This window comes from Arthrobacter echini (assembly GCF_004803505.1).
Taxonomy (GTDB): domain Bacteria; phylum Actinomycetota; class Actinomycetes; order Actinomycetales; family Micrococcaceae; genus Arthrobacter_D; species Arthrobacter_D echini.
Window position 1 is genome coordinate 26,975 of record NZ_SSWH01000013.1, and the last position, 17,566, is coordinate 44,540.

The following is a 17,566-nucleotide window of genomic DNA, read 5'->3' on the forward strand; positions in this document are numbered from 1 at the left end:
TACCACTATCGCGGGGAACCGGATGGCCTATGTGGATAACTCCTACGAGTACAGACCGAACCCGCATCCGCTGCCACGCCAGCCCCCGATCGTCGCGAGCCTTCAGTGGCGGTGAGCCGCAACTCCGTGAGTCGCCCGGACACCGCGCCCGGCTTCCGCCCGCCTACTGCACTACCCCGATGACCCACACCGGAGCGCGCCGAAGCCCGATGTCCACTCCACTCGGTAGGCTTGGCGCGTGACATATCCCCTCCCCCACGGGCTGCCGGGCCTGTTCATCGCGCTCGAAGGCGGAGACGGTGCCGGCAAGTCGACGCAGGTATCGCTCCTGTGCCGTGCGCTCGAGGAGGACGGCCGGAACGTCGTCCGCACCCGGGAACCCGGCGGCACGCCGATCGGCGAGACACTGCGCTCCCTCGTCCTCGAGCACGGGCACGGTGAGATCGACGCCCGGACGGAGGCCCTGCTGTTCGCAGCGTCCCGTGCCGCCCATGTGCACCAGGTGATCGTGCCTGCCCTGACGCGCGGCGACGTCGTCGTCTGCGACCGCTACATCGATTCCTCCGTGGCGTATCAGGGCGTGGGACGGGACCTCGGTGCCCGCGCCGTCCTCGACGTCAACCTGTGGGCCACCGACGGGCTCCGCCCGGATCTGACGGTACTGCTCGACGTCGACCCCGCCGAGGGACGCTCACGCCGCACCGCAGGACGGCCCGGGGAGGATCGGATGGAGTCCGAACCCGACGGCTTCCATGCGAGGATCCGAGCGGCTTTCCTCGAGCTGGCACAGGCGGACCCGGACAGGTATCTCGTACTGAGTGCGGCCGCCAGCACGGAGGAGATCCACGCCGCAGTCCTCGAGCAGCTCACCAGGATCCCGGCATGAACCCGGTGGCGCAGAGCCTTCCGACGACCGGCGTCTGGGCCGAGCTCCGCGGCCAGGAGCAGGTGGTCGAACAGCTCGGCCGTGCTGCCCGGTCGGACACCCCCACGCACGCCTGGCTCTTCACGGGCCCGCCCGGTTCGGGCCGGTCCAATGCCGCACGTGCCTTCGCGGCGGCCCTGCTGTGCGACCGCGTGGCCCTCGACGAACGCGGCTGCGGTGCCTGCAAGGCATGCCGTACCGTCCTGGCCGGTACGCACGCGGATCTGACCAACGTCACCACGGAGAAGGTGACGATCACCATCGACGAGGCCCGCGAGCTCGTGCGGAAGGCCCAGGACAAGCCCTCCACCGGCCGCTGGCGCATCATCATCGTCGAGGACGCCGACCGCATGCAGGAACGCAGCACGAACGTACTGCTCAAGGCCATCGAGGAACCGCCACCGCGCACCATCTGGCTCCTGTGCGCGCCGAGCCCGGGTGATGTCCTCGTGACCATCCGTTCGCGCTGCCGATCCGTGGCCCTGCGCCTGCCTCCCGTCCAGGACGTCGCCGATCTGCTCGTGACGCGCGACGGCATCGACCCGATCACGGCGGAAGCGGCCGCCCGTGCGGCCCAGAGCCATATCGGCGTGGCCAGGCGCCTGGCCACCGACGACGGCGCCAGGGAGCGGCGCAACGAGATCGTCCGGCTGCCACTGACCCTGCGCTCGGTGTCCGGTGCGATGCGTGCCGCCGCCGATCTCGTCAAGCTGGCCGAGGCCGAAGCGCAGAGTTCGTTCGAGCAGCGTGATGCCCAGGAGCGCGCAGCGCTCCTGGCGACTCTCGGCGCTCCGGAGACGGGCGCCCTGCCGCCGTCCATGCGGGCGCAACTCAAACGACTGGAGGAGGACCAGACGCGGCGGGCAAAACGGTCGAAGAACGACTACTTCGACCGCGCTCTGACCGACCTCATCTCCTTCTACCGCGATGTGCTCATGCTCCAGGTCTCGAGCGGCCAGTCGCTCGTCAACGAACCCATGCGCGCCGAACTCGAGGACTTCGCACGGCGGGAGAGCGCCGAGGAGACACTCCTGCGCCTCGAATCGATCAACGAGGTCCGCACCAGACTCGTCAGCACCAACGTCTCGCCCCTCCTCGCGATCGAAGCCATGACCGTGAGCCTGCTGTCCCGGAAGGACCTCGACCGATGAGCACTGGTACACCCCCTGACAGTTCGCCGAGTCGGAGAAGCAGCCGACGACGTCGGGCACTGGCGGCCATGGCCGCATCGGCCGCCGTCGTGCTCGGTGCCTCCGGGTGCACCCTGTTCTCCCCCGGGAACTCCGCCGAAGAGGTCCCGGCCGGCCAGGGCGACGCGGCGGGGACCGCCGATCCCGCCGTCATCGGGGACATCGACGAGGACCTGCGCGACTTCTACACCCAGGAGGTGCGCTGGGAGGACTGCGAGGAGGTGTTCTCCTGCACCACCATCGAGGTGCCGCTGGACTACGACGATCCCGGCCGCGAGAGCATCGAGATCACGGCCATCCGCTCGGCTGCGACGGGGGATTCCCAGGGCACCGTCCTGGTCAATCCCGGCGGTCCGGGAGGATCGGGATTCAACATCGTGAGGGACTCCATCGAGTACGTGACGAGCGATCGCCTGCGCGAGAACTACGACGTCCTCGGCTTCGATCCCCGCGGCGTGAACCGCTCCAGCCCGATCCAGTGCTACACCGATGCCGAACAGGACGAGGCCCGGCAGGAGTCCTACCCGGCGGACGCCTCCGAGGAGGAACTGCTCGCGCTCATCAGCGCGGACGCCGAGGAGTTCGCGTCAATGTGCGCCGACCGCACGGGTGAGCTGCTCGGCTTCGTGGACACCCGGTCCGCCGCACGCGACATGGACATCCTGCGTGCCCTCGTCGGCGACAGCTCGCTGAACTACCTCGGCTTCTCCTACGGGACCCAGCTCGGTGCGACCTACGCCGACCTGTTCCCCGAGCGCGTGGGGCGCCTGGTCCTCGACGGCGCCATCGATCCGTCCCTGAGCAACGAGGAGATCACCCTCGGTCAGGCCGTCGGGTTCGAGCGCGCCGTCCGCGCCTACGTGGCCGATTGCCAGCAGGAGCAGGACTGCCCGTACGCGGGCACGGTCGACGACGGCGTCGGCCGGATCCAGGAACTGTTCGCCTCCGTTGAGCGCGAACCCATGACGGCGGCCGACGGCCGCGAGGTGCCCGTCTCGACGTTCGTCCAGGGCTTCATCCTGCCCCTCTACGACAACTCGAACTGGCCCGTCCTGACGCAGGCGGTCGAGGACGCACTCGAGGGGGATCCCACGTCGATGCTCTACCTGGCCGACCTCTCCGCCGAGCGCGATCCGGACGGCACCTATGCCACCAATTCGACGTCGGCCTTCCTCGCCGTGAACTGCCTCGACTACCCGATGGCGAGCGACCCGGTACAGTTGCGCGCCGAGGAGGAGGAGCTCGTCGCGGCCTCACCCACCTTCGGCAGCTTCCTGGCCTACGGCGGGCTGACGTGCGCGCCGTGGGCCTACCCGCCCGTCCTCGAACCTGCCCCCCTGACGGCAGCGGGAGCTGCTCCGATCGTCGTCATCGGCACCACCGGGGATCCCGCAACGCCCTACGCGTGGTCGACGGCGCTCGCCGAGCAGCTCGAATCGGGCGTCCGGGTGACCTGGGAGGGCGAGGGCCACACCGCGTACGGCCGGTCGAATGCCTGCATCCAGGATCTGGTGGACGACTACTTCATCGACGGCACGGTGCCGGAGGACGGGACGACCTGCTGAGGCGCGGGTCGCCGCGCACCGGGCGTGTCACGGAGCGGATCCCGGTCGGTCACCGGTCGCTTTGACCCCGGGCCGGGGCTCCGATAAAGTCGTGAGCTGTGGATCGGCCCGGGTACAGCCCGGCCGGGAAGCATTGCCTCCTTAGCTCAGTCGGTAGAGCGTCTCACTCGTAATGAGAAGGTCGCCAGTTCGACTCTGGCAGGAGGCTCAACAGGGCCCCGGACAGCGTGCTGCCGGGGTCTGTTCATGTCTGCCAGGTCAGGCGCTCGCTACGCCTGCGCCCTACTGGGACGCGTCCGGCGGTGTGGCCCCAGTGGAATCCTCCGTGGAAACCACCGCGCCGGACTGCAGCAGGGCCCTGAGCGCATCGGCTCCCTCGGAGTCAGCCGCCGCGGCAGCCAGATTCGCCTCCACGACGGCTCGCAGCACCTCCTCGCGCTGGATCCTCACCCCGCGCGGTGCGTCGATACCGATCCGGATGCCGTCACCGCGGGAATCGAGCACCGTGATGACGATGTCGTCGCCGATCAGGATCTGCTCGCCGACCTTTCGCGTTAGTACAAGCACGGTGTCACTCTATCCCGGCGGGCTCGGCACGACGGCGACCACTGCCCAGCGGTCGTCGAGCCGGGTCAGCCATGGACGGAGCGCCCGCGCCCATCATGGACGTGGCATCCGAGGCCGCTCCTGCGGGCCTCCCGTCCAGCCAGCCGACGGGGAGTCCGAGCGTGAGGACCGTCTCCGGCGTGGAGGTCTCCTTCGATCCGACGACGGCGAGACCGGCCGGCCGCAGCCCCGCCCGCTCCATGCTCCTGGCCTGGGCGCCGACCCACGCGGCGGTGTCGGCCTCCTTGCGCCCGGCGTCGACCGCGAGCCAGACCTGGTCCGGACGCAGCGCGAGCAGGAACCGGCCGTCCGCGACCACGTCGGACGAGGTCAGGGCCACGAAGACCGCGTGCCCGCCATCCACTCCTGCGGCCCGGGCCGCATTGGCGTCGAGCCGGTCGGCGATCGCGCGCACGTCCCGCGGAAACCGCCCCGGTGGCCCGCTGACAGCGAGCGCCGCGGGATGACCGCCCCCGAGAACCATCGCCATCGAGTGGACCACGTCCCAGCTGACAGCCGGGGAGCCGATGACGACGACGAGATCGCCCGCAGCCCGGAGCGCCGTGGGAACCGGAGGCCCGGCGGCAGGCACCCTCACGACCGGGCCGGCGAGCCGGGGTAGCGCGGCGGGATCCGCGGACTCCTCGCCGAGGTGGTCGGTGGTCCCGGCCGGCTGTGCCTCGGCGCCTGCAGCGGCAGGGAGGACCGCCGACGGGACCAGCACCGGGGTCCCGGACTCGGCGGGCTCCGCACCGGCGGGAACTGCTGTGGCCCCATCGGTGGCGAACGTGAGATTGTCCATGAGCGCGGCGAAGAGATTCGAGTCGGTCGAGACCAGCGACGCCGGTTCGTCCGCAGACTCGCGGGGACCGCTCGGCACCTCCGTCCCGCTCGCGAACCGCACCTCGTCCAGTTCCGCCTGCTCGAGCAGGACGTCGATCGCCCCGGCGGCAGTGGCCGCACGCCGTCGGCCATGCGGCCGCGAACCCGCTGCGGTCGCCGCACCTGCCGGAGCTGCAGCTCCTGCCGCGCCTGCCGTTGCTCCGGGATCCACCGCACCGTCGTCGCGCTCCGGGACCTCCACCACGATCTCGTAGTGCTTGCGCCCGAACATGCCGTTGATGCCGCCCACCGTGACGAGCTCCGCCGAGACGATGAGCGCGCGCGGGCCGTAGCGGGCCGCTGCCTGGGCCTTCAGATCCTTGAGATCCGGGCCCTCAAGATGAAACAGCTGCTGTGGCACGAACCACTCCTACGGTCTCGATGGCAACATTGGCGCTCGTGACCTCCTGGTAGGAGACCACGGGCAGACCGGCGGCCTGCGGCCCGACGAGTCGTCTGAGCGCCGGCCGGAGCGCCGGGGCGCAGACGAGCGCGGCGCTGTGGCCGGCGGCCTCGACCTCGGCGAACGTGGCCCGGACCGAGGACATGACGGCCTCGGAGCGGGCAGGATCGAGGAGGATCTGCGTGCCCTGGTCCGACGGCCGGAGCCCCTCGAGCATGGATTGTTCGAGCTGCGGATCGATCATGATGACCCGCAGCAGGTTCCCGTCCAGGTACTGCTGCGTCACCGCGGGCCCGAGCGCCAGCCTCGCCGCCTCGATGAGTCCCTCCGACTCCACGGACGCCTTCGCCCTGAGTGTCAGCGCCTCGAGGATCCGTCCGAGATCGTTGATGGGCACCTGTTCGGCCAGCAGTCCCTGCAGTACCCGCTGTACTTCGGCGAGGGAGAGCAGACCCGGCACCAGTTCCTCCACGGCGGAGGGGTTGACCTGCCGCACCCCGTCCGTCAGCACCCGGACGTCCTCGCGGGAGAGCAGTCGTGCCGCGTTGGCGGTGATGACCGAGGACAGATGCGTCACGAGGACCGACACGCGGTCGATCACGGTGGCCCCGGAGAGTTCGGCGTTGTGACGGAGTTCGGACGGCACCCACTTCCCGGCGAGCCCGAACACCGGTTCGACGACGGCGGTGCCCGGCAGGTGGTCGAGGTGGTCGCCGAGGGCGAGGACCCGCCCGCGCGGAGCCTCACCCCGCCCGGCCTCGACACCGGCGATCTTGATGACGTAGGTGGCCGGCGGCAGATCGATGCTGTCCCGCGTCCGGACAGGCGGCACCACGACGCCGAGTTCCAGGGCGATCTTCCGGCGCAGCGCCCGCACGCGGCCGAGGAGATCGTCCGCCGCGCCGGTGACGACATCCACGAGATCCGGTGCGAGCAGGATCTCCAGGGAGTGGACCCTCATCTCCTCGAGTAGCTCGTCGGTGCTGTCCGTGGTGGGAGCAGCTGCATCCAGTTCCAGGGCCGCGGCGGCCGTACGGGCCTCCTCGTCGGACTTCCTGAGTCGCTGGGCGATCAGGATCAGCGCACCACCGACCACGATGAAGGGCAGTTTCGGCATGCCCGGGATCAGCGCCATGACGATCGCCGCGGCACCGGCGATCCGCAGGGCGTTCTGCGACTGACCGAGCTGCTGCGTCGCCGTCGAGCCCATGTCCGCCTCGGCATTGGACCGCGTGACGATCATGCCGGTGGAGACCGCCATGAGCAGGGCCGGGATCTGCGTGACGAGGCCGTCGCCGATGGTGAGCAGACCGTAGGTGCTCAGCGCCTCCGCGACGGGCAGGCCGTCCTGCAGCATGCCGATCGCGATGCCGCCGACCAGATTGATGATGATGATGATGATCCCGGCGATCGCGTCGCCCTTCACGAACTTCGACGCGCCGTCCATGGCCCCGTAGAAATCCGCCTCCGCCGACACCTCGGCCCGCCGCTCGCGCGCCTGGGTATCGGTGATCAGCCCGGCGTTCAGGTCGGCGTCGATGGCCATCTGCTTGCCCGGCATGGCGTCGAGGGTGAAGCGCGCCCCCACCTCGGCCACGCGCTCGGCCCCCTTCGTGACGACGACGAACTGGATGACCACGAGGATCAGGAACACGACCGCGCCGATGATGATGGAGCCGCCGACCGCCACATGCCCGAAGGCCGCGATGACCTCGCCCGCGAAACCGTCACCGAGGACGAGCCGGGTGGAGGCGACATTGAGCCCCAGCCGGAACAGGGTGGCGACGAGCAGCAGGGACGGGAACACCGAGAAGTCCAGCGGCTTGCGGATGAACATGGTGTTCAGCAGGATCACGAGCGCGAGCAGGATGTTCACGATGATCAGGACGTCGAGCAGCACCGAGGGGACCGGGACCACGAGGAGCAGGATGATACCCACGACGCCGACGGGGACCAGGAACTTGGGCATGGATGAGCGCATTCTCTAGAAGCCTCCGGCTGCTGCGGATCGGACGGGCAGGGAGTGCAGACCGCGTGCGGCCCCCCTGGTCCTGAGGGACATGACGAACGCCAGGATGCGGGCCACCTGGTCGTAGTTCTCGAACGGGATCTCCTGGCCGAGCTCACATGCGGCGTGCAGCGCGCGGGCCAGCGGGATGTCGGAGACCATCGGCACGTGCCTGGCCTCCGCCTCCTCGCGGATCCTCGCCGCGATGACGCCGGCACCCTTTGCGACGACGCGGGGCGCCGAGCGCCCCGGCTCGTACTTCAGCGCCACGGCGACGTGCGTCGGGTTGACCAGGACGACGTCGGCCCCGCCCACGGCGGCGATCATGCGGTTGCGGCTCATGGCCAGCTGGCGTGAGCGCCGCTGGGACTTGATCAGGGGGTCGCCGTCGGAGCTCTTGTTCTCGTCCTTGACCTCCTTCTTGGTCATGCGGGTCTTCTTGCGGTTGCGGCGCATGACCACGACGACGTCGAGGGCGGCCAGCGCGAGGCCGGCGGCGACGGCGGACTGCAGCAGCGCGGCCGTCCCTCCACCCGCGGTGTTCAGCAGGGCGGCGACCGAGAGCCCGCCCGCGGCCATCAGCAGCGGCATGAGACCGCGGATCACGACGACGAGCACGAGGGCCACGACGGTGGTCTTGAGCAGGGCCTTGGCGCCCTGCCACAGTGCCTGCCCGCCGAGGATCCGCTTGAGGCCGTTGAGCACGTTGAACTGCTCGAATCTGCCGGAGAACTTCTTCACCCGGATGCCGCCCTGCACGGCGGCTGTGCCCAGGACCGCCACGAGCAGCACCACGAGGAAGGGCCCGAGCGTCGACGCGAGCGAGGCGCCGGCATCCGCCAGGGCGTCGAGAGCCGTCGCGGGATCGGGGTCCGCTATGGCCCCTGCCACGCGGATGAGCTGCTCCGTGGCGGCATCGGCCGAGCGGGAGATCAGCGACGGCAGCATGATCGCCGCCGTGCCCACGCCGATCCACGCGGTGAAGTCCTCGGACCTGGAGAGCTGGCCCTTGGAGCGGACCTCCTTCATCCGCTTGTCGGTGGCCTGTTCGGTCTTCTCCCCGGAATCCGCCGCCATGTCAGCGGACCCCCAGCAGAAGTGCCACGGCGTTGTCGGTGAGGGTGGACACCACGCGCGGCAGGGCGACGAACACGGTACCGCCCAGACTGAGCGTGATGAAGATCTTCAGCGGGAACCCCAGCGCGAACGCGTTGAGCGCGGGTGCCACGCGCGTGAGGAGCCCGAGTCCGACGTCGGCCAGGAACAGGACCACGATCAGTGGCCCGGCGATCTGGACGGAGGCGAGGAAGAGCCCGGTGATCGCTGTGGCGATGGCGTCGACGGGTTCACCGAGGTCGAGCCCGCCACCGAGGGGCAGGGCGGTGAACGTGCGGACCAGACCTCCGATGATCAGCTGGTAGCCGTCGGAGGTGAACAGCAGGGTCAGCGCGGTCAGCTGGAACAGGCGGGCGAACTGGGCGCCGTTGACCATGGACTGCGGATCGAAGCCCTGCGCCAGGGAGAACCCACCGAAGAGATCGATGAGGCTTCCGGCGGACTGGACGGCGGAGAAGACCACCAGCACCAGGAAGCCGAGGGCGGCACCGACGACGAGCTCGAGGACCAGTGCCCCGATGTACTGCCCCGTGCTTCCCGGCTCGTAGCCGTCCGCCACCTGCGGGGACACCGCGAGCGCGAGTCCGACGCCGAGCATCGCCTTCACGCGGGCAGGGATGGCTCGGTAGGAGAACGGCGGGGCGATCACGAGGAAGGCGACGATCCGCACACCGGCGAGCATGACGGCTTCGATGCGGGACTGGTCGAGGGTGATGTCCATGTCAACCGCCCCCGAGCAGACCGGGGATGCGTTCGAAGATCTCGTGCGTGAAGGCGATCATCTCCGCGATCATCCAGTGGCCGCAGACGAGCAGTGCGATGCACACGGCGGCGGCCTTCGGCACGAAGGAGAGCGTGACCTCCTGGATCTGCGTGATGGACTGCAGCAGCGAGATGGCGAAGCCCACCACGAGTGCGGTCAGCAGCACGGGAGCGGCGAGCTTCGCGGCGATCCAGATCCCTGCGACGCCGATGTCCAGGACGGCATTCGTATCCACGTCAACCGCCCCGGTAGCTGGTGATGAGCGAGGTGATGATCAGTCCCCAGCCGTCCACGAGGACGAACAGGAGGATCTTGAAGGGCAGCGAGATCATGACGGGCGGGAGCATCATCATGCCCATGGACATCAGGGCCGCGGACACCACGAGGTCGATCACGAGGAACGGCACGAAGATCACGAAGCCGATGATGAACGCGGCCCGCAGCTCGGAGATCATGAAGGACGGGATGAGGGTGGTCAGCGGGACGCTCGCGGCGTCCTGCGGGTTCGGTTGCCCGGCGGCGCGCGTCATGAGTGCCAGATCCTCCTCGCGCGTGTGCGCCAGCATGAAGGTCTGCAGTGGCCCGGAGCCGTCCTCGAGCGCCTCGGTGAACGTGGTCGCGCCGTTCAGGTACGGCTGGACGGCGAGATCGTTCATCTCGGTCAGGACCGGCGCCATGATGAACAGCGAGAGGAACAGCGCCAGTCCGGCGAGCACCTGATTGGGCGGGATGGACGGCAGGGAGAGTGCGTTGCGGGTCATGGCCAGCACCACGAAGATCTTCGTGAACGAGGTCATCATCAGCAGCAGTGCCGGCGCCACGGACAGCAGCGTGATGCCGATCAGGGTCAGGACGGCCGAGCTCGGCTCACCGTTGACGCCGTTGATCTCCACGGACAGGCCCTCGTCGCTGCCGGGTTCGGCCGGGGCCGAGGGTTCGGCCGGTGCCGACGGCGCTGACGGTCCGGGGACGGCCGGATCCACTTCGCCGGCCTGGCCTGTGGCAGCGCCGAGGAGCAGCACGACGACGGCGAGGAGGACGGCCGCGGCCAGGACGAGGAGCGCCCGCTGGGTTGCGGCTGCCCGGCGCAGGGGCGATCGGGACGACGTCGTGCTCACCCGGCTCGTCCGCGCAGGAAACGAGCGGTCTGCTTCCAGGTGGCCGGCGAGAGGATCGAACCCTGCAGCGGCGCTGTCCGGGAGGCCCGCGTGGCCTCGGTCGCCCGGGCGGTACGCGCGGCACGGCGCGTGGCGTACTGCGGCTCCTCCTCGAGGGCCACGCGCAGCGAGGCCGCGAAGTCGGCGGACTCTCCTGCCGCCCTGGCGGCGGCCGGAACCGGAGGACCGGAGGCAACCGGAAGTGCGGCCACGACGCCGTCCTGCTCTCCGACCGCCTGCAGGGCCCGCGGAGCCGCCGCCGAATGCAGCACCGCGACGGACTGGTCGGTGACGCCCAGATAGAAGCGGGTCCCCTCGGCGTCGAGCACCACCACCGAGGCCTTCGCCCCGATCCCCTGCCGCGCGACCACCGACATGATCCCCGCGCCCGCCCGGTTCCCGTTCAGCTTCGAGAGCCTGCGGTGCAGGACGAAGAGCAGCGCGAGGACCACGCCGAGGGACAGGAGCACCCTCAGTGCGAGGACCACGGCGTCCACTACAGTGCGCCGTCGGGGACGTCGAGGATCTGGGTGATACGCACGGCGTAGTCCTGGTCGACGACGACGACCTCGCCGTGTGCGACGACGCGGCCGTTGAGCAGCACGTCCGCGGGGGCCCCGGCGGAACGGTCGAGTTCGATCACCGCACCCGGTTCGAGGTCGAGAACATCGCGAACGGACATCCGCGTGCGGCCGATCTCCACCGTCATGGCCATCTCCACGTTGCTGATGCGCCCGAGATTGGCAGCACCGGAGGAGCCGGAGGACCGTCGCGGTGCCGCCCCTGGCCGGGCTCCGCGCAGACGTACCGCGAACCAGCCGACCGTGCCGGAGTGTCCTGCCAGCCGGAACACCGAGGTTTCCGCGTCATGGAAGAGGCCGGCCGCGTCCTGGACCGCGGGGCTGCCGAGCACGCCGTCCCCGAGTGCGGCCGACGCGGCTTCGAGCGCCGGCATCAGCACATCAGCGGGTGAGACCAGGGAGGACGGCGTCCCGGCGGCTGCTGCAAGGGGCTGGGTGTCGAGCAGGACGACGGCGAGGTCCGCCGATACGGCTCCCACGAAGGAGGCCACGACGGCCTCGGACACTCGTCCTTCGGGCAGTTCCGCGGAGCTGCCCGACTCGGCCGTCACGGGTCCGGCAAGCGGCAGGCGTGCTGCGAGGGCTGCTGCGGCCTCGTGCTCGGCGGTGGTGGTGTTCATGATGCGGTGTTCTCCTCGGTGGTCACTACTACACAGGCGAGACGGGACCCGTTCTGGCCCAGGGCCGCCTCACCGAGTCGCTGCCCGTTGACGGCGAGCTCGAAGGGCCGGTGCTGCGGGTGCGGCAGCTTCAGCACATCGCCCACCTCCAGATCGAGGATGCGCGAGGGCAGGATCGTCAGGGCGGCGAGCTGGACGGCGACGTCGACCGGGACGTGCGCCACCTGCTGCTCGATCCGTTCGCGGGCGTCGTCCCCGATGGCCGTGGGGTTCGCGTCGCCGAGCTGACCGAGCAGCAGTTGCGCGGGAATGGCGACGGTGGCGGGACAGGAGCGCTCGCCGACGCGGATGTCGAAGGTGCCCACGATCATGAGCTCGGTGGTCGCCGCAGCCTGCGCGAACTGGGAGTTGTACTGGATCGAATCGATGCTCAGCTGCTGCGTCAGCACCGACCCCAGCGAATAGTGCAGCCCCTCCAGGGCATCGTCCATGAGGCGCCGGATGAGCGCCTGCTCTATCTGGGTGAATTTACGCTCGCCCGGTGGAACCGTGCCGTGACCGCCGAGCATCGAGTCCACCCAGAACAGGGCTGCTGAGGCCGGGAACTGGATCACGGCCTTGTTCGACTGGTCGGGGATGGCGCACAGGACCATCGCCGTCGTCGGTGGCAGGGAGGCTGCGTACTCGTCGTAGGTGTGCATGAGGACCTGCTCGCTCGTCACCTGGGAGATCACGCGGACCTTCGCGGTCAGTTGCGTACCCCACTGGCGCGCGAACGTCTCGAACGCCAGTTCGAGGACGCGCGAGTGCTCACGAGCAAGAGTGGTGGGCCGGCGGAAATCGTAGACATCCACCGTCCTGGCGGCGCCCGAGGGCGCGCCAGGAGAAAGTTGTTCCTGGACCGTCACGCAGTCGACTATCGGACGACGCCGCACCGGTGTTAGTGGATCACGTGCCGCCGGCGATGTCCGGGATCAGCGAACGGACGCTCTCGGGCTCGTCGGAGTGGATCACGATGTCGACGCGCCGGTTGAGCTCGAGCTCGGCCTCGGTGTCGCCCGGGGCCAGCGGCCTCGATTCGCCGTAGCCGATGGCCGACAGGCGTGGAGCCGGGACTCCTCCGGAGTCAATCAGGTGCCGGACGACGTTCACCGCCCGCTCGGTGGACAGTTCCCAGTCCAGCGGTCTCGGGACGGACTCGGGCAGGCGCGCGGTGTGGCCCTCGACCCCCACCTCGTTGGGGATGGAGGCCAGGATGGGTCCCACCACCTCGAGGACACGGAGGGTCTGCTCGGTCAGCTGGGCGCTGTCCGGCAGGAAGAAGGTCTCGGAGCTCACCAGGCGAATGGTCAGACCCCGTTCGTCGATGACGTAGCGGACCGCCTCGTCGAGCTCACGAGAGCTCAGCTCGCGGTCGAGCCGCTCCTGCAGCGCGCGCAGCGACTCGACCTCGGCGACCGCCCGCTCGCGGTCTGTAGCCTGCTCTGCCGCGTCGCCCCCCGTGGACGGCGAGGGTGACGGCGTCGGTGCAGCGACCTCGGCGGCGCCCGGCTCCTCCTTCTGCGTCTCGGCGTCCGCGTCGACGAGAGCGGCTCCACCGGTGAACGACTCGCCCTCCTCATTGATGTGCTGCGCCGGGACGACGGTTCCTTCCGCCGTGTCGACCGTGGCCGACTGCACTGAGCCGAAACCGGTGGCGAGCGAGACGCGCAGCTTCTCGAACTTCTGCTGATCCACCGAGGACATGGCGTAGAGCACGATGAACATGCACATCAGGACGGTCACCATGTCCATGTAGGACGCCATCCAGCGTTCGTCCGGGTGGTCCTCCCCGTGATCCTCGCCGCCGCGCTTACGACGCGGTCTCCGGCTCACGCTGCGGCCCGGCCCTGGGAGCCGGGGTCCTCGGCGACGTCGTCCCCTGTGCCTTTCGCCTTGCCCTCCTTGGCCGATTTGCCGCCCTTGCCCTGCGCGTGCTGCGGCACCATGGCCTTCAGCCGCTCGCCGAGCAGGCGCGGCTGACTGCCCGCCTGCACAGCGAGGACACCCTCCATGAGCAGGGTCATTCTGGCGGTCTCCAGCTCACCGAGACGCTTGATGCGGGTCCCGAGGGGCAGCCAGAGGAAGTTCGCCGAGAGCAGCCCCCAGAGGGTCGCCACGAACGCCGTCGCGATCATGGGTCCGAGTTCGTCGGGGCTGGAGAGGTTCTCGAGGACGTGGGTCAGCGAGACGACGGTACCGATGATGCCGACGGTGGGCGCATAACCGCCGAGGCCGGCGAAGAACTTCGAGGCCGTCCGGTTGGTCTGGGCAGAGGACTCGATCTCGTCCTCCAGCATCTCCCGCAGTTCCTCGCCGTCGGTGCCATCGGCGATGTTCTGCAGGGCGCCGCGCAGGAACGGGTCGCTCACGGTGTTGGCCTCTTCCTCGAGCGCGAGCAGACCCTCGCTCCGGGCCTTCTCGGCAAGGACCACGACGCTGTCGATCGTGTCCTGGGGAGGAGTGCTCCTGCCCAGCAGTGCCGGGAGTACGGACTTGGCAGCCACGAGGAAGTCCTTCAGGGTGCCGCCCGCGATACCGACGGCCAGTGTTGCCCCGAACACCAGCACCATGGGTGCCGGCAGGAGCAGTGCCCCGACGTGCGCACCCTCCAGGGTGATCATCGCGTAGAGGGCGCCGAACGCGATGAGTATGCCGGCGAGAGTTGCGGGATCCATCAGGTGTTCCTCGGTCGAAACGGGACGGGTGCGGTGGCACCGCGATCATCGGGTGGCTCAGCGGAGGCTTGATCCGGACCGGCGCCACGGACCACACCGAGGGAACGCTGGGCCGTGTGGTCCCCGGTAGCGGCCGGATCGCCCGTATCGTCCGGAGCCACGAAGCGGGCGAGGGAGACGATGCGTGCGCGATAGGCCGCGATCAGGTCGATCACCTCGTGAAGGGACTCGGTGACGATGTATTTCGCACCGTCGGCCATGACCAGGGTGGTGTCCGGATTCTCATGGATGCGTTCGATGAGATCGGGATTCACCGCGAACTGGCTTTCGTTGAGCCGGGTCACCACGATCATCGGACATCCTGGAGTCGGGACGCCCCGGCGGGGCGTCTTCCCCTGACTGTCGGCCGGTGAGTGCCGGTTCGTAAGGGCCGGCGGCGCGGGTTGGCCCCTGTCCCGGCGGGACAGGGGCCCTCGAGGCCGGATCAGCGCTTGAGGTTGGCGAGCTCCTGCAGCACCTCGTCCGACGTGGTGATGATGCGCGCGTTGGCCTGGAAGCCGCGCTGCGCCACGATCAGGTTCGTGAACTCCTGCGAGAGGTCCACGTTGGACATCTCGAGTGTGCCGCCGTCGAGCGATCCCAGCCCGTTGGAACCTGCGGAACCCACGTCGGCGGCTCCCGAGTTCCCTGTGGCCCGATAGGACGATCCACCGGCCTTCTCCAGACCGGCCGGATTCACGAACCCGGCGAGCGCGACGCGCCCCAGGTCCTGACGGCCACCGTTGCTGAAGGCGCCGATCAGGGTGCCGTCCGCGCCGACCGTGAAGGACTCCAGCGTCCCGGCCGTGCGGCCGTTGCGTTCGGAGATGGATACGGTCCTCAGCTCGGCGAACCCCGTGACGCCCGAGAGGTCCACCGCGATCCCCCCTACCGTGACCGAGGATCCTGCGGCGGCCCGGCCGTTCGGCAGCACGAGCACCGTGGTACCGGCCGCGCCGTTCGCGTCGCGCGCGGCGACGTTCCAGCCCGCGCCCGTGCGCGTGAAGGTCAGCGTCAGATCACGAGCGGTGCCATCGGCGCCGTACACCTCCGTCTCCTGCAGGATCTGGGTGCCGACGGCGACGTCGGAGGGCAGGTTGCCGGTCACGCGGGCCGTCGTCGTGGCCTGCGCCGGAGAGAGAGCACCCCTGGGTGTGCGCAGATCTCCCACGGCCGCACCCTGCTGGACCACTCCGTTGACGGCCGGCCAGCCCTGCACGAGGGCGCCGTCAGGTGTGACGAGGCGACCATCGGCGTCGGACGAGAAGGCCCCGGCCCTCGTGTAGAGGGTTTGTCCCCCCTGGCGTGTGATGAAGAACCCGTCGCCGGCGATCCTCATGTCGGTGGCGCGACCGGTGGCCTGGGCCGAGCCCTGGGAGAAGTTGGTGACCACACCGGCGACCTGCACGCCGAGACCCACCTGGGCGGGGTTCGTCCCGCCCAGAGCCTCCTGCGGTGCCCCCGCGCCCTGGGTCAGTTGCGACAGCGTGTCCTGGAACTGTGTGGCGGAGGCCTTGAAGCCCGTGGTGTTGACGTTGGCGATGTTGTTGCCGGTGACATCGAGCATGGTCTGGTGGGAGCGCAGACCCGAGATGCCGGAGTAGAGCGAGCGAAGCATGATGATGCCTTTCGGTGCGGGAGGGATGGAGCGGGATCGGGTGAGGAACGTGGTGTCAGACGATTCAGGTCGGTGGCATGGGGGCTCCGACGCCGGAGACGAGATCGAGGGGGATGCTCTTGCCACCGATCATCACGGTGGGAACCGGGCCACTGTAGGAGACGGCGGTTGCGAGGCCCTGCGCCTCGACGCCGTCCGCACCCGTGTAGGAGATCTCGTTGCCGATGAGGGCGGCAGCGGAGGACCGCATCTGGAGGTGGAAGTTCTCCTCGCTGAGAGCGGTCATCCGGGTGATCTTCTCCATCATGGCCAGCTCCGTGGTCTGGGAGATCATCTGGTTGGTGTCCATGGGCGCACTGGGGTCCTGGTTGCGGAGCTGGTTCACCAGCAGCGACATGAAGACCTCTGAGTCCATGGCCTGCTTCCGGGTTCCGGCAGCTGGTGTCACCGTGGGTGCGAAGGTCGCGGACGCGACCGGGTCGATGGGCATTGAAGTCCTTTCGGATCAGGCGAAGAGATCGAGGGTGGTGAGGGCCGACGTCGGATGGTCCCGTGCCCGGGCCGACTCCCGGTCGGCGTCGAGAACGGCGACGAGGGCAGCTGGTCGTGCAGGTAGCCGACTCTCGGCTCGTGGAGTGTCCTGCCGGTCCCCGGGTGTCCCCGAGCCGAGGTCGAGCGAGGCGGACAGTCCGGACGAGGACGCCTCGCGTCGGAGTTCGGGCATCGATTGCCGTAGTGCCTCCCGCCCGCCGTCCGTGGTGGAGAAGAATTCGATCCTCGTTCCCTCGGCGGAGAGACTTGCACGAATCGTGATCGGCCCCAGGTCGTCCGGGGCGACGGTGACCGTGATGACGCTGGTACCACCCGGTGCGTCTGCAACGGCCCGGGCGAGGGCGAGGACCGGGCTGCCCAGCTGGTGGGGTAGCGGAGCGACTTGCCGGGATGCGGTGTGCGCCGTGGGCGCCGTGGGTGTCGATGCAGCGTCCACCGCGGCAGTCGTCCCGGCGGTCTGGTGCACCGCGGGCACGGAGAGCTCAGTCCGGACAATGGAGGCGACCCGGGCCTCGGACGGCTCCGGTGCAGGGGGCACCACGATCTCGGTCGGACGGGGGGCCGTGGCTGCTTCTGCGTCCGGGATGGTCCTCCCCGAGGTGCCCTGCCCGGCATCGGCCGTCGGGACGGACCGTACGGTCGCAGAGGGTACGGGCGGGGACGGCACCGGGGACAGCACCGGGGACTCCGCCGCCGTCCGGGCTACCGGTGACGCGGTTGTGCCTCGGGAGTGATCCCCCGCAGCCGATGGGGTCAGGGCGGGTGACTCGTGGGTAGGGGGCGCCGTGGTCGGAGGTGCCTGGACCGGCGGCTCACCGGAAGGT

At 69.5% G+C, this 17,566-nt stretch carries 19 protein-coding genes and 1 tRNA gene; 4 read left to right on the plus strand and 16 right to left on the minus strand.

All coding sequences use genetic code 11. From position 1 onward, the window contains the following. Window positions 1–238 precede the first annotated feature (238 nt). From tmk to E8P82_RS12930, 4 genes are all read left to right on the plus strand, one after another. Complete coding sequence (tmk, locus tag E8P82_RS12915; RefSeq protein WP_246021356.1) at window positions 239–886, plus strand: dTMP kinase; 648 nt, start codon at window positions 239–241, stop codon at window positions 884–886. Beyond that, window positions 883–2,076 (plus strand): DNA polymerase III subunit delta', encoded by a 1,194-nt coding sequence (locus tag E8P82_RS12920; RefSeq protein ID WP_136455465.1) that lies wholly within the window; start codon window positions 883–885, stop codon window positions 2,074–2,076. Before tmk ends, E8P82_RS12920 begins: the two co-directional genes overlap by 4 nt. Beyond that, complete coding sequence (locus E8P82_RS12925) at window positions 2,073–3,680, plus strand: alpha/beta hydrolase (RefSeq protein ID WP_246021357.1); 1,608 nt, start codon at window positions 2,073–2,075, stop codon at window positions 3,678–3,680. The genes E8P82_RS12920 and E8P82_RS12925 overlap by 4 nt, the downstream gene beginning before the upstream one ends. 135 nt (window positions 3,681–3,815) lie before the next feature. Further along, window positions 3,816–3,888, plus strand: a tRNA-Thr gene (locus E8P82_RS12930). Between the two features lie 74 nt (window positions 3,889–3,962). On the opposite strand, the gene csrA is transcribed toward E8P82_RS12930, so the two are convergent. From csrA to E8P82_RS15060, 16 genes are all read right to left on the minus strand, one after another. Then, the gene (gene csrA, locus E8P82_RS12935; RefSeq protein WP_136455466.1) at window positions 3,963–4,247 is read right to left on the minus strand and encodes a carbon storage regulator CsrA; all 285 of its coding nucleotides are present in this window, start codon (window positions 4,245–4,247) and stop codon (window positions 3,963–3,965) included. 4 nt (window positions 4,248–4,251) lie between these two features. Continuing rightward, window positions 4,252–5,529: a hypothetical protein gene (locus E8P82_RS12940; RefSeq protein WP_136455468.1), complete on the minus strand. Its 1,278-nt coding sequence runs from the start codon at window positions 5,527–5,529 to the stop codon at window positions 4,252–4,254. Then, the gene (locus E8P82_RS12945; RefSeq protein ID WP_246021358.1) at window positions 5,504–7,540 is read right to left on the minus strand and encodes a flagellar biosynthesis protein FlhA; all 2,037 of its coding nucleotides are present in this window, start codon (window positions 7,538–7,540) and stop codon (window positions 5,504–5,506) included. The genes E8P82_RS12940 and E8P82_RS12945 overlap by 26 nt, the downstream gene beginning before the upstream one ends. 15 nt (window positions 7,541–7,555) lie before the next feature. Continuing rightward, window positions 7,556–8,656 carry an EscU/YscU/HrcU family type III secretion system export apparatus switch protein gene (locus E8P82_RS12950; protein WP_136455472.1) on the minus strand — a complete coding sequence of 367 codons (1,101 nt, stop codon included), beginning with the start codon at window positions 8,654–8,656 and terminating at the stop codon, window positions 7,556–7,558. 1 nt (window position 8,657) lies between these two features. Further along, entirely contained in the window at window positions 8,658–9,416 is a 759-nt protein-coding gene (locus tag E8P82_RS12955) for a flagellar biosynthetic protein FliR (protein ID WP_136455473.1), read from the minus strand. A gap of 1 nt (window position 9,417) precedes the next feature. Then, window positions 9,418–9,693: a flagellar biosynthesis protein FliQ gene (gene fliQ / locus E8P82_RS12960; protein WP_136455474.1), complete on the minus strand. Its 276-nt coding sequence runs from the start codon at window positions 9,691–9,693 to the stop codon at window positions 9,418–9,420. 1 nt (window position 9,694) lies between these two features. After that, window positions 9,695–10,576: a flagellar type III secretion system pore protein FliP gene (fliP, locus tag E8P82_RS12965; protein WP_246021360.1), complete on the minus strand. Its 882-nt coding sequence runs from the start codon at window positions 10,574–10,576 to the stop codon at window positions 9,695–9,697. Further along, window positions 10,573–11,112 (minus strand): FliO/MopB family protein, encoded by a 540-nt coding sequence (locus E8P82_RS12970; protein ID WP_136455475.1) that lies wholly within the window; start codon window positions 11,110–11,112, stop codon window positions 10,573–10,575. Before E8P82_RS12970 ends, fliP begins: the two co-directional genes overlap by 4 nt. Beyond that, window positions 11,112–11,816, minus strand: a complete 705-nt coding sequence (fliN, locus tag E8P82_RS12975) for a flagellar motor switch protein FliN (RefSeq protein WP_136455476.1) — start codon at window positions 11,814–11,816, stop codon at window positions 11,112–11,114. Before fliN ends, E8P82_RS12970 begins: the two co-directional genes overlap by 1 nt. After that, entirely contained in the window at window positions 11,813–12,724 is a 912-nt protein-coding gene (locus E8P82_RS12980) for a flagellar motor switch protein FliM (RefSeq protein WP_211096881.1), read from the minus strand. The genes fliN and E8P82_RS12980 overlap by 4 nt, the downstream gene beginning before the upstream one ends. Before the next feature lie 40 nt (window positions 12,725–12,764). After that, window positions 12,765–13,691, minus strand: a complete 927-nt coding sequence (locus tag E8P82_RS12985) for an OmpA/MotB family protein (protein ID WP_136455477.1) — start codon at window positions 13,689–13,691, stop codon at window positions 12,765–12,767. Next, window positions 13,688–14,533, minus strand: a complete 846-nt coding sequence (locus E8P82_RS12990; RefSeq protein ID WP_136455478.1) for a motility protein A — start codon at window positions 14,531–14,533, stop codon at window positions 13,688–13,690. Before E8P82_RS12990 ends, E8P82_RS12985 begins: the two co-directional genes overlap by 4 nt. Beyond that, window positions 14,533–14,886, minus strand: a complete 354-nt coding sequence (locus E8P82_RS12995; RefSeq protein ID WP_136455479.1) for a flagellar FlbD family protein — start codon at window positions 14,884–14,886, stop codon at window positions 14,533–14,535. The genes E8P82_RS12990 and E8P82_RS12995 overlap by 1 nt, the downstream gene beginning before the upstream one ends. A 131-nt stretch (window positions 14,887–15,017) precedes the next feature. Continuing rightward, window positions 15,018–16,190 (minus strand): flagellar hook protein FlgE, encoded by a 1,173-nt coding sequence (locus tag E8P82_RS13000; RefSeq protein WP_136455480.1) that lies wholly within the window; start codon window positions 16,188–16,190, stop codon window positions 15,018–15,020. A gap of 64 nt (window positions 16,191–16,254) precedes the next feature. Continuing rightward, window positions 16,255–16,680, minus strand: coding sequence for a flagellar hook assembly protein FlgD (locus tag E8P82_RS13005; protein ID WP_136455481.1), 426 nt, complete (start codon window positions 16,678–16,680; stop codon window positions 16,255–16,257). 15 nt (window positions 16,681–16,695) lie between these two features. Then, on the minus strand, window positions 16,696–17,421 hold the full coding sequence (locus E8P82_RS15060) for a flagellar hook-length control protein FliK (RefSeq protein ID WP_168796574.1): 726 nt from the start codon (window positions 17,419–17,421) through the stop codon (window positions 16,696–16,698). Between the last annotated feature and the right edge of the window lie 145 nt (window positions 17,422–17,566).

What these genes read in the sequence shown, in the direction of transcription:
- E8P82_RS12925 (WP_246021357.1), top strand. Translation starts at nt 2,073, where the DNA reads ATGAGCACTGGTACACCCCCTGACAGTTCGCCGAGTCGGAGAAGCAGC.
- E8P82_RS12920 (WP_136455465.1), top strand. Translation starts at nt 883, where the DNA reads ATGAACCCGGTGGCGCAGAGCCTTCCGACGACCGGCGTCTGGGCCGAG.
- E8P82_RS12990 (WP_136455478.1), bottom strand. Translation starts at nt 14,533, where the DNA reads ATGGATCCCGCAACTCTCGCCGGCATACTCATCGCGTTCGGCGCCCTC.
- E8P82_RS13005 (WP_136455481.1), bottom strand. Translation starts at nt 16,680, where the DNA reads ATGCCCATCGACCCGGTCGCGTCCGCGACCTTCGCACCCACGGTGACA.
- E8P82_RS12945 (WP_246021358.1), bottom strand. Translation starts at nt 7,540, where the DNA reads ATGCCCAAGTTCCTGGTCCCCGTCGGCGTCGTGGGTATCATCCTGCTC.
- fliN (WP_136455476.1), bottom strand. Translation starts at nt 11,816, where the DNA reads ATGAACACCACCACCGCCGAGCACGAGGCCGCAGCAGCCCTCGCAGCA.
- E8P82_RS12995 (WP_136455479.1), bottom strand. Translation starts at nt 14,886, where the DNA reads ATGATCGTGGTGACCCGGCTCAACGAAAGCCAGTTCGCGGTGAATCCC.
- E8P82_RS13000 (WP_136455480.1), bottom strand. Translation starts at nt 16,190, where the DNA reads ATGCTTCGCTCGCTCTACTCCGGCATCTCGGGTCTGCGCTCCCACCAG.
- E8P82_RS12950 (WP_136455472.1), bottom strand. Translation starts at nt 8,656, where the DNA reads ATGGCGGCGGATTCCGGGGAGAAGACCGAACAGGCCACCGACAAGCGG.
- E8P82_RS12955 (WP_136455473.1), bottom strand. Translation starts at nt 9,416, where the DNA reads ATGGACATCACCCTCGACCAGTCCCGCATCGAAGCCGTCATGCTCGCC.